Annotated in this window: 7 protein-coding genes and 5 pseudogenes; 9 read left to right on the plus strand and 3 right to left on the minus strand. The window is 37.5% G+C overall.

Translation table 11 applies throughout. The annotated features are described in order from the left end of the window. Positions 1-180 precede the first annotated feature (180 nt). The 3 genes and pseudogenes from ACFIK2_RS08050 to ACFIK2_RS08060 form a co-directional block, all read right to left on the minus strand. Positions 181-544: pseudogene (locus ACFIK2_RS08050) on the minus strand (XRE family transcriptional regulator). Further along, on the minus strand, positions 504-791 hold the full coding sequence (locus ACFIK2_RS08055; RefSeq protein ID WP_375677136.1) for a hypothetical protein: 288 nt from the start codon (positions 789-791) through the stop codon (positions 504-506). The pseudogene ACFIK2_RS08050 and the gene ACFIK2_RS08055 overlap by 41 nt, the downstream one beginning before the upstream one ends. Further along, a complete protein-coding gene (locus ACFIK2_RS08060) occupies positions 751-972 on the minus strand; it encodes a hypothetical protein (RefSeq protein ID WP_375677137.1) in 222 nt (73 codons plus the stop codon). The genes ACFIK2_RS08055 and ACFIK2_RS08060 overlap by 41 nt, the downstream gene beginning before the upstream one ends. A gap of 111 nt (positions 973-1,083) precedes the next feature. On the opposite strand from ACFIK2_RS08060, the gene ACFIK2_RS08065 reads away from it, so the two are divergent. The 9 genes and pseudogenes from ACFIK2_RS08065 to ACFIK2_RS08105 form a co-directional block, all read left to right on the plus strand. After that, positions 1,084-1,737 (plus strand): hypothetical protein, encoded by a 654-nt coding sequence (locus ACFIK2_RS08065; RefSeq protein WP_375634351.1) that lies wholly within the window; start codon positions 1,084-1,086, stop codon positions 1,735-1,737. Then, complete coding sequence (locus ACFIK2_RS08070) at positions 1,730-3,514, plus strand: MFS transporter (protein ID WP_375634353.1); 1,785 nt, start codon at positions 1,730-1,732, stop codon at positions 3,512-3,514. Before ACFIK2_RS08065 ends, ACFIK2_RS08070 begins: the two co-directional genes overlap by 8 nt. A gap of 954 nt (positions 3,515-4,468) precedes the next feature. Further along, positions 4,469-5,634: pseudogene (locus ACFIK2_RS08075) on the plus strand (tyrosine-type recombinase/integrase). Positions 5,635-5,841: 207 nt separating this feature from the next. After that, entirely contained in the window at positions 5,842-6,042 is a 201-nt protein-coding gene (locus ACFIK2_RS08080) for a helix-turn-helix transcriptional regulator (protein ID WP_375677138.1), read from the plus strand. Between the two features lie 99 nt (positions 6,043-6,141). Beyond that, a pseudogene (locus ACFIK2_RS08085) lies at positions 6,142-6,828 on the plus strand (virulence-associated protein E); the annotation flags it as partial. A gap of 111 nt (positions 6,829-6,939) precedes the next feature. Then, on the plus strand, positions 6,940-7,230 hold the full coding sequence (locus tag ACFIK2_RS08090; RefSeq protein WP_375610963.1) for a CopG family ribbon-helix-helix protein: 291 nt from the start codon (positions 6,940-6,942) through the stop codon (positions 7,228-7,230). After that, positions 7,227-7,499 carry a type II toxin-antitoxin system RelE/ParE family toxin gene (locus ACFIK2_RS08095; RefSeq protein ID WP_208438787.1) on the plus strand — a complete coding sequence of 91 codons (273 nt, stop codon included), beginning with the start codon at positions 7,227-7,229 and terminating at the stop codon, positions 7,497-7,499. Before ACFIK2_RS08090 ends, ACFIK2_RS08095 begins: the two co-directional genes overlap by 4 nt. Positions 7,500-7,638: 139 nt before the next feature. Further along, positions 7,639-8,637: pseudogene (locus ACFIK2_RS08100) on the plus strand (DUF3987 domain-containing protein); the annotation flags it as partial. Positions 8,638-9,189: 552 nt separating this feature from the next. Next, a pseudogene (locus ACFIK2_RS08105) lies at positions 9,190-12,155 on the plus strand (DEAD/DEAH box helicase family protein); the annotation flags it as partial.

Consider the following 12,155-nt stretch of genomic DNA (forward strand, 5'->3'; position numbering starts at 1 on the left):
TAGACATCAATACGCCCTTACACATCTTTATATACTTTGAATCTTGTTGCTAAAGCCTGATTCGCTCTCTGGGGGCACCATGCTCTTTTTTATCCAAAATAATTTATTGATTTTCCATATATTTTGTACAGTGAGGGACGCGTAAATAAAAGTGAGGGAATAGGATTTTTCAACCTATCTCTATAGGACGCCTCTTTTTTTGCAAACTTTCTCAAGAAGGTCTTTTAATTCTGCTAAGTTTTGTTGTGAAAAATTCTCTAAATTTCTAACAAACTCACCAACAGCTTCACGCCTCAACGGATCAGAAGTCTTGATTGTAAAAGTTTTGCGACAAGCATAGGCTGCTTTTCTTAAGAGTAAAGCCTTCTCTTGATAAACCATAAAGCTCTATGATCTTTTCCTCCAGTCCTACAGGAACAGATTTTTTGCCAATCTCGACAGAAGATAAAAATCCTACAGATATGTCTAATTTCTTAGCCATATCTAAGAGGCGTTCGGAGTGATCAATGCGCAAAATTCCGCGCAAATTCACCATTACTAGCATCACCGGACCAATCGCCTCCTCCCAACATAACATTTACGTCTACACGTAAACTGCTTCCTTGTTCCCCTGTATGCCATTTCGTCACGGGATAACAACCAGACAAAAATTGCCACACATAACCGCAACCATCCTCACAACCGATATACGAAATCATACGACGATTTTCTGTATCAACGTGTCCTCCAGACGTTTTGGGAGAAGGCGCTTTATTGCCTATAATACTGGTTCCCGAATTGATTCCATACATGCAAGACGCGGAACTCATCACTCGTCAAAAATCTCTTATTAACAGACGAAAAATCCACGTGATGGTCAGAATAGCTACGATTGGTTGTAATCGGAACACCATAGGCAGACTTCGTATTTTCATCTGTCCCTGATTGAAGATAAATATCAACCCAAATATTCTTCCACGGATCGTAAACCATTCCCTCTGGATCACTCCTCGGATAGTGATTTAAACACCAAACAGAATCAGGGAGAATATCCCCCGCTTGATAACCCGATAACGGATGATCTTCAAAGAAATTGTTATTTCTATGGATTCGACTAGTGTCCAAGGATATTATGATATACGGGGGGCGAATAAATTTGATCGCGTGTGGAAAAACATTGAAACAGTTAAGAATCTTCAACCTCTGCAAAGTATAGGAATAAGAGCGACAGTTACCAAAGAGATTCTAGAAAATATTATTAATTTTATCGATTTTTGTATAAGCAAAGATGTCGATTATATCGGATTCAGCCCGCTCGATACGTCGTCATTTAGTTTTTCTAGAAAAAATAATACAAAGGATCGATCTAAGGCTTTAAGAAACAAAACTCTTCCGCCAAACGCTTCACTTTTTCATTTGAGAGATGAATTATCAAGGAAAGAATCCCCCCTCCAGATTTATATAGATAAAAAGTTCCAAGAAAGGAAAATCTCATGGACGTCACAAAATTTTGTAAATTGTATTAATTATTACTTAGGCGAGAATTCTACGTACGTTTCGTCGCCGTTAATGTGTTTATTTCCATTTTCATCCTTGGTATTGGACTATAATGGAGATTTAAAAAATTGCTTTTATTCAGAAGCTTTTGGGAATCTACAAAATTATGGGGCAATAGATTGGTCTGCTCAAAGCGTTTTAAAATCTTTGAAAGAATCTGGCGCATGTAGCGGATGTCATGGGAAGGTGTTTTGTGGATAAGGTTAAGCAATTTAAGATTTATAGTGTTAGCAAGTCTACTGCTCTAGTGGTTGCTGTTTTACCACTTTTTTTGTCGGAAAAATTGCATTTGTCGCAAGCGGATATTGTTTTAATCGGTAGTTATTTTTTATTGCTTCCTTTGATCTTAGAAGTCCCCTTGGGTTTATTATCAGATGTTTATGGAAGTAAGCGCGTTATTTATACTGGGCTGTTTTTCTTTCTTTGCGGTTTTTTAGCTCTTTTTATGAATTATGCATATTTTGCTTACGCCACTTATTTGTTGTGTATTACATTAGCAGCCGCTTGTTTCTCAGGTGCGGAAGATAGTTTACTCTTTTCTGTAGTACCAAAGCATCGCACACTGTTTTCCGTTAAGTCCGAAGTGGCTGCTGTTACCTATAGTGTGACAACGGTACTTATTTTTTTAGGAGGAATACTTTATTATGTGCATCCTGCATTGCCTGTGATTTTTCAAGTCCTTTCATTAATTTTTGCTATTTTTATGTTTTCAAAACTGACGAAGGGATTAGATAGTTTTCATATCAACGCTCATCCGAGTATTTTCACAGTTATGTGCGCCAGCCGTAAAGAAGTCAAAAATCCTTATCGCTTCACTCTTATTTTTTTAAGTGCAGTTTCAGCTTTTGCTATTTTGGTTAATAATCGAACTGTTTCTATCGCATTTTCTGATTTTTTGCCATTTCAACCTGCTATTTTGGTTTCGATTATTTTTATCATTGGGAATTTTTTTTCAGCAAGTTCCAATATATTGTTTCAGAAGTATTTTTCAAAGTTTCAAAATCCTATTTTTCCCGTCTTAATGATTGGTTGTATGGTAACCATTGCTTTTTTTCTCATGTCATTTCAAATCATTGCGGCTCTTATATTAGGATTTTTACTGCTATGTGTTTTTAAATCTGCTTATCGATCTTATCTGTCGTCTCTTCTTATAAATTCACTGCTTGATCCCAAAGCTATCGCGACTGTTTTATCATTTACAGCCATTATTACAGCTGTTGTATCCTTTGCATTCAGTTTTTTATACGGTCATATTTTTTCAACATTCTGGCAAGCTAATTTGTGGTTGGCAGTGGTTATGGCTGTGATTTTTGGGGTGTCTGCTTTAATTATTTTTGTCAGAAAACAAGAAATCATTTGGTTACAGCCTGAAAATGCACAATCGTCAAAACAACATTTCTTGAAACGCAAGCATCAAGAATTTTGCTATGGGCAAATTTATCCGGAAGCATCGTGCATTAATGAAAACATCAAGGATGGCTCTTTTCGACAAAGTCTCTATCCTGCACCAAATTTGATAACACTTTGCGATGAAGTAGTCGAATGGGAGTTTATCCGGGGTACTGTATTGAGTCAAATGGATTTGCTACATCAAAAGGCGATTATTGATCAAATCAATAAGATCTTTCAAGATCGATTAAGCAAAAATATAATCTTATCACATGGAGATTTACATCCTGATAATATCATTGTTACTCCTGATAGTTCTTTTATGGTAGTGGATTGGGATTTATGTCAAGAAGCCAGTCCGGAATTGGATATCTTAACATTTTTCACCAGTCCAAGATTATCTCTCAATTTAGAAGAACGGATAGACTATATTTCTCATTTGCTGTCTATATCAAAGGATGAAGCTTTACCAATGATAAAAGCGTTTGTGGCTAAAAAAATTTCTGATCTTTGTCTATACCAAAATATTTTCATGAAACAATTAGTATTGGATTATATGAACTTGAATAAGGAATTTCATGGGCGATAATATTGTAATTTGTAATGAAAATTGCAGTGCGAGCTGCAATCATTGTCCGTATTCGATGGAATGTATGGTGAGAGATGACGCGTTGCCTGAATTTTTATATACAATAAATGACATAAAATCTGATTTTATTATTCTTTCTGGTGGAGAGCCTTTTGAGTTCGATTATGATTTACTTCATAAATATACTTGTATGTGTCTCATTTGTAAAAAATATTTTCGGATTGCAACAGGGGGCACATCTATATTCAACCATATTTGAAGCTATTAAAGAGTAATCCGTTCTTTTTAGGGATACAAATAGGCACAGATGTTATTTCAGAGATAAGAAATCTAGACAGTAAAAAATATAAACAAACGTGGGTGCGTAACATAGAATGTATGAAAAAAGATAGCGTACCATATAGTGTGACGATTACTTTATCGGAGAGATTCGATTTGGCAGAAGTGTTAGCTCTAATACGTATCGCTACTCCCGAGTTCATTTTATTTAATTTTGAAAATAGAAAAAAGTATGAGAATACATTTCAGTTAAATATGATACGGGATTTTTTTTCTGGCTGTGAGATAAAATATGGATATACGCATCAGAGTTTACACCAATAAATATAAACTATCGGATTCTTTTCACAGTTCTTCTGGTGTATTAGTTGAAAAAACAGAACTGATAATTTTATTTACTACTCAGGATAAAGTTATTTCGCCCTTTGCTATGGAGTTGCCATTGTCACCTAGTCACGGAGAAATGCCGGACGATTTTATAAAATCTATAAATGAACGATACAAGATATTGATTTATAATGATAATCTAGCTCTGTTCATATTGAATTAGACGCCCGAATAACGTAGGATTCTCTCATTTCAAATCTGTTTATCTTGAATCAATCAAAACCACTTGCTTGCACGTCACAAGCGGGGTTGATGTGTGGGTAAAAATTGTACAAGAAAGGAGTAAAAATGGTTCTTATGAATCGTCTTAATGCAAGGGCTGTAGCAACATTGGGAGCTGGTAAATATAATGATGGTGCCGGCTTGCTTCTTCACAAACGTAAAGATGGTGGTGCTCAATGGCTTTATCGTTATACCATTCACGGTCGGCGCCGTGAAATGGGCTTGGGCGCCTTAAGACATGTCTCTTTAAAAAAAGCCCGTGAATTGGCAAACCAATGGCGTGCTGTTTTACATGAGGGTCGTGACCCCATTAAAGAACGCGATAAACAAAAGCGTGAGGCAATGCGTAATCTTCATTATTTAAAAAACATTGCTTTAGATGCTTTTGAAAGCCGTAAAGCCGAATTAAAAAGAGATGGTAAAGCTTGTGATTGGTTTTTACCATTACGCCTTCATATTCTCCCTAAATTGGGCTGTCTGCCCGTTTCAGAGATTACACAAACAGAGATACGCAATACCCTTGCTCCTATCTGGCATACAAAAGCTGCAACAGCAGAGAAAGCACTAAATCGTCTTAATCTTTGTCTCAAACATGCGGCTGCATTAGGGTTAGATGTTGATTTACAAGCAACAGAAAAAGCACGCGCGCTCTTAGGTAAACAACGTCATAAAACCACTAATAGACCTGCAATGGATTGGAAAGATGTTCCCGCCTTTATCAGTTACTCTGTAAAACACAAAACATAACACAACTGGCTTTGCGCTTGCTTATCCTGACAGGCGTTCGTACCAACCCTTTGCGTCATATTCGTGAAGATCAGATTGAAGATGATGTATGGACTATTCCTGCTGAGAATATGAAAGGTTTGCGTGACGCTACAACAGAATTTCGCGTACCTCTATCATCTGAAGCGCTAAAAGTGATTAAACAAGCCCGTTGTATTTCCAAAAGTAATTTCATTCTGTCTTTTTCCGGTCGTGCTCCCCTTGCTGAGAATTGTATGGCAAAATATATGAGAGACAATAAACTTGAAGCCTGCCCGCATGGTTTTCGTTCTAGTTTACGCAATTGGCTTGCTGAAACAACCGATGCTCCCTATGAGGTCGCTGAAACTATTCTAAGTCATACAGTAGGAGGACAAGTAGAGCGCTCCTATCGTCGTACTGACTATCTAGAACAGCGCCGTGTCTATATGGATAAATGGGCGGCTTATGTCACGGGTCAATCTTAAGATATGGGGTGCATAACCCCATTATCTGTGGATAACTTTAGCTCTCTTCTCTCTCATTCTCTCTCAATTAGACTCATAAATTATCACATGAGAATTTATATGATAAAATATTGTTTTCTATAAATAAAATACCTTCAAAAATGAACCAAAATGTGGTTAATAAATAGTTATGATTTGTTACCATTTTTTGATAGAAAGGATTTTAGTATGACAGAAAATGATATTCTTTTGACAGACCGTGAAAGTGCAAAATTGCTTCATATGAGTGTCTCAACATTCCGCCGTCATGTAACCAATGGCTCTCTCCCAAAACCTTTAAAATTTCGTTTTTTGTCCCGTTGGTTACAATCGGATCTTATCAATGTCATCGAGCAAGCAAAACAGCAACGTCAAAGTGACGCGGCATAAAAAAAAACCTTGTCACGTAAGGACGGACAAGGCTTTCTCAAACTCATCAATCTAGAGATAGCACAATCCGTCCTATGACACAACGTTATAGGATTTAAAATGATGTGTTCTTTTAAGAATGCGCAGGGTATTACACGTGCCTTGCGCGGGGTTTGGCATGGGCGTTATGGAACAGCCCGTTGCCCTGCTCATGATGATAGGCTGCCTAGCTTATCCCTTGCCAATGGACATGATGGGCGTCTTTTACTCTATTGTTATGCTGGCTGCTCTTTTAGAGAGATCATACAAGCGCTTATTAGAATTGGATTGCTTGGAAAACAAGCTTATGATCATACGCTCTCTTTCTCAAAACAGTTTTGTGCTGATCTCAAACGAGCAAAAAGGAAAGCAGAAAGAGCAAAAGCAATTTGGCAACAAAGCCAACCAATCAAAAATACTTTAGCAGAAACCTATTTACGTATGCGGGGTATTACATGTGATTTGCCTACAGATTTACGCTTTTACGACAAATGTCTACACCCCTCTGGGGGTACATTGCCCGCGTTGATTGCTCTTGTTAAGGGGGCTGGTTCCTTTGCCATTCATAGAACCTTTTTAAAAGACAATGGCTGCAAAACAGATCAGAAACCAGCAAAAGCCATGTTGGGATCTGTAACGGGTGGTGGGGTGCATTTAAGCCAAGCCAATCCAAAACATCTGGTCATTTGTGAAGGCATTGAAACGGGGCTGTCTCTGCTGTCTGGGTTGTTATCAGAGCCCGTTGATTTATGGGCTTCTCTTTCAACCCTATGAAAATGCAAAATAGATATAAAATATCTATTCTAATAGTACCTATTGAAGAAACAGTAAAAATACATTACATTAGAACTACTTTGTAACACATTAAGTGGTCGTAAAATGGCTGAGACAACATTTACCTTTCGCGTCGATGATGTATTAAAAAATGAATTTTCCAAAGCAGCAAAGGCGTGTGATAGATCTGGTGCACAATTATTGCGCGATTATATGCGCGATATCGTAAAAGAACAAAAAGAAAAAAGTGCATACGATTTATGGTTTCGGGAACAAGTTCAATTAGGGATAAATTCTGCTAATGCAAGTGATATAATGTCTTCTGAAGAAATCGAAGCAGAAGCAAAAGAATGGCGCTTAAAGACACAAAGTAAACTAGATAGATCAACTTTATGAAGCTAATTTGGACACAAGTAGCACACGTTGACCGCAAAAAGATACGTGAATACATATCACAAGATAATCCTTCCGCTGCCTTAAAGTTTGATCAACTTTTATCTGAAAAAGTAGAAAAACTTGTTAAATTTCCTACTCTTGGTCGTTTAGGACGAATTGTAAATACACGTGAACTTATTGTACATCCAAATTATATCATGATTTATGATATTTCAAATGGCGTTGTGCGTATTTTACGTGTGCTTCATACAAAGCAAAAATTTCCTTAATCAACTGTATTTTTATTTATTTGCTAATTGAAGAAAATTATTTTCTACAATACTGCGCTCCGTATCAGTAAGTAATGATAGATTACTATTTTTATAATATTGCGAATATGATTGCATAATGCACTTTGCACACCGCTTAGTTTCTACTCGTAAAAATGAAGATGACACTATTGTCAATGATGTGTCTGTTGAAAAGCTTGGGGAACTCTTAAAAGAAAACCCCCGTGGTCTCTTAATGGTGCGTGATGAATTGGCTGGCTTTTTAGCCAATCTAGAAAGAAAGGAATATCAATCAGACCGCGCCTTTTATTTAACAGCTTTTAATGGCGATGATCAATTTACTTATGACCGTATAGAGCGTGGAACCATTTTTATCCCTTATGTCACTTTATCCATGATTGGAGGCATTCAACCTTCACGCATTATTCCGCTCATTCAAGCCATACACCGTGGAATAAACGATGACGGTTTATTGCAACGCTTTCAAATGATTGTCTGGCCCGATGACAATAAAGAGTGGCAATTGGTTGATAAACCGCCCAATCAAGAGGTCTGGCAAAAGTATGAAGGGGTATTTCGCTCTTTTCGTGATAAACGCTTAGGTTCTCCCGAACAACCACTGATCATGCGTTTTTCTGCTGAAGCACAAGTGAAGTTTTATGAATGGTTAGAGCATCTTCATAAAGAGGCAAAAGGAGGTAGTTACTCAGAAAGCTTACAATCGCATCTTTTAAAAATGCCAAAGACCATAGCAAGTCTTGCGTTGATTTTTGAACTTCTTGACACTGGTCGTTTAGAAATTGGACTCTATGCCATCACAACAGCGTTGCGTTGGACAAGTTATCTGTTAAGTCATGCCAAAAGACTTTATGCGGCGGGGGATACATTAACAGCAGAGCGTGCAAAATTAATTGTCGAGCGTTGTGATTGTTTACCCGATGTTTTTACAGCAAGGGATGTTTATAAACGTGATTGGAAATATTTAACAGACAATCAAACCGTTAAGCAAGCTTTAGAGCTTTTATGTCGTTGTAACTATATTCGTGAAATCTCTGGAGAGAATAACTCCCAAGGCGGTCGACCTACCATACGTTATGAATGGCACCCTTTAGTGAAAAGTCATAAGACATCACACTGAGGCAATTTGGAAATCTTATAAAACATTAAACAATATAACAGTGAACCTTTAAAGCACTCCCCATCATTAGTTTTGGGGGGGTATGGGGGTTTTGGGGGGTCTTTTTACCCCCCCCTTTATATATTTTTTTAGTCAAAAATAAAAGTTATTATATTTCAATAAGTTAATCTTTTAAATAAACAACCTATATTAAACATAACACATAAATACAATTTTTAATATATATCTAAGAGGGTTTTGTAGGTGTTTTGGGGGGGTTAAAAACAGACAAAACCTATCAAAATACTCATTCTGATATTTTAAAGAACGTAGTACATTTATCTTGATGAATACGTGAAATGAATAGCAAATTTCACTACTTTGCTGATCTTATTCCATGTCATGGGCTGTTGATAAGCAGCCTTAAAGACCCCTTTTGAAAAAAAATTATCCGCTTTTTAGCATTTTCCGAATTTTTCACACTATTCATTCAAAATGGATTTAATAAGCTTCATTTTGATTCTTTTGAAGAGAATTAATCAATAGAATATATTGTCATGGAGTTTATTCTTTATGCTTCGCCCTCATCATTCTGATAATTAACAATTCACTTTACGTTCCCTTTTACAATCCTATCGTGAACAGGCAACATCAAATGCTCTACGGGGGAAAGTGTTTGAAGATTTTGTAACAAAATATCTTATGTATGACCCTCTCCATTATGGACGATATGAAAAGGTAGAAACCTATTATGAATGGGCTGAAGAGCGTGAAGGTTGGAATAAAAATGATATCGGCATTGATCTGGTGGCAAAGCTTCGCAATCAAGAGGGATATGTGGCTATTCAATGTAAGTTTTATCAAGCAGACCATCAGATCAGTAAAAAGGATATTGATAGCTTTATCGCGGCATCTGGAAAAGACATCTTTAAATATCGACTTCTCGTTGACAGCACAGAAGTGGAATTAAGTGACAATGTGAATGCCATGATTAAAGGACAAGCGATACCCGTTTATCGTATTGACCTTCGTCATATGGAAAACAGTCGGATAGATTGGCAAATATTTGCAACGAAAAAAGAAGTTGTTCTGAAATCAACAAAAGAGCCTCGTCCCCATCAAGAAGAAGCCATCAAGAAAGTCTGTGAAGGTTTAAAAGAAGCAGACCGTGGCAAGCTGATTATGGCATGTGGTACGGGGAAGACTTTCACCAGTTTGAAGATAGCAGAAACCCTTGCTGGGAAAGGCAAGCGTGTTTTGTTTCTGGTACCTTCTCTGGCTTTAGTCTCGCAAACAATCCGTGAATGGACAGCCGATGCACAAATCCCGTTGCGTTCCTTTGCGGTGTGTTCGGATACAAAAGTAGGCAAGCGTCGTAAAAACCAAGATGATATTGTTGGCATGGAAACATCAGATCTTGTTCTCCCTGCTACCACGGATGCTCAAGCCCTTGCTAAAGAAGCTTGTGAATCCCTAGCAGATGCAATGACCGTGGTCTTTTCAACTTACCATTCTATCCAAGTGATTTCGGATGCACAAAAAGAGCATGGTTTACCCGAATTTGATTTAATCATCTGTGATGAAGCACACCGTACCACTGGTGCTTCATTGGGAACTGAAGACAATGAATCTGAATTTATCAAGGTTCACGATAACAGCATTATTCGTGGCAAAAAACGTCTGTATATGACAGCAACGCCGCGTATCTTTAGTGACACTGCTAAAAGGCGGGCGGATGAGATCAATGCTGTTTTGGCATCTATGGACGATGAAGCACTTTTTGGAAAACAACTTCATCATTATACCTTCGCGGAAGCTGTCGATAATGAACTTTTAACTCCTTACAAGATTGTGGTCTTGGGTATTAATGAAACCTATATCACACCAGCCATACAGGAGATTATTGCCAATGAAAACCGTGAAATTGATTTAGATGATGCGGCAAAAATTATTGGCTGTTATAGAGCACTTACCAAAATAGATAAGCAAGCGGCTGTTGATGATGATGATACAGAGCCCATGCAATGTGCTTTAGCTTTTTGCAAAGATATCAATACCTCTCAATATATAACAAAGCTCTTTAATAAAATTATCAAATCTCATATTGATGATTTCCTTCAAACCGTTCCCTTTCTAAACTGTGAAGTAAGACATATTGACGGAACGCAAAGCGTCAAAAAACGCAATGAGGAATTGGATTGGCTTAAAGAAGATGCGGGGCAAAATGTTTGTCGGATTTTAAGCAATGTTCGGTGTCTGTCTGAAGGGATTGATGTCCCTGCTCTTGATGCCATCATGTTTTTACACCCGCGCAATAGCCAAGTCGATGTGATACAGGCGGTAGGGCGTGTGATGCGTCGTGCTCCAAATAAGAAAACAGGCTATATCATTTTACCCATTATCATTCCTTCACGCTTAGAAGCCAAAAAGGCTTTAAAAAACAATAAGAGATACCGTGTTGTTTGGCAAGTTTTGCATGCTTTACATTCTCATGATGAAAGGCTTGCTCGGACAATTAATCAGATGTCTTTAGGACAAGATAGCAGCCATACGATTGAGATTATAGAGATTAAGCGTGCCAATGAATTAAAAGAGCTTACCACAACGGTTGATGAGATCTCGATACCATCCAAAACAGAAAGTTCTGGACGTGTCATTGGAACAGCAGAAAGCAAATCTCAATCGGTATCTGGAGGACAAGGAGACTTATTCCCCCGTTCTGAATTTTTTGATTTTGTCAAAGCCATTTTTCTGGATAGTTTTAAAATCACGGATTATTGGGGCATTTGGGCGAACAATGTTGCTGAGATTGCTCAAAACCATATCAATCATCTTAAAGATATGATTTCCGATGAAAAGAGTGAAGCCTTTCACGCCTTTGATGCATTCCATAAGGAATTAAAGAACAACGTCAACAGTGAAATCAAGCAAGAGGAAGCGATTGAGATGTTAGCGCAACATCTTGTCACGCGTCCCGTGTTTGAAGCTTTATTTGACGGTAATGAATTTGTACAGAACAATGCCATTTCGCAAGCAATGGACAAGATCTTAAGAGAACTGGATAAAACGAACATTGAAAAAAAACCAAAGATCTTGATCAATTTTACAAAAGTGTCACATTCTGTACAGCAGGTATTACAGAAACTCATGCAAAACAGAATCTTATTATCAAACTTTATGAAAGTTTTTTTGCCAAGGCATTTAAGAAAACCACGGATAAGCTTGGGATTGTTTATACACCCGTTGAGGTTGTTGATTTTATCATTCATTCTGTTGATGATGTGTTGCGTAATGAGTTTGGAAAAAGCTTGGGGTCACGTGGTGTGTCTATTCTTGACCCTTTCACTGGAACAGGGACCTTTATCACACGGCTATTACAATCCAATCTCATCAAACCAGAGGATATGGAATATAAATTCCGTCATGATATTCATGCCAATGAGATTGTTTTACTGGCTTATTACATAGCAGCGATTAACATTGAATCGACCTATCATAGTCTGATGAAAGGGAATTATATCCCATTCAAGCATATTGGT

Source organism: Bartonella sp. AP88XZML, from assembly GCF_042195565.1.
Classification (GTDB): Bacteria; Pseudomonadota; Alphaproteobacteria; order Rhizobiales; family Rhizobiaceae; genus Bartonella.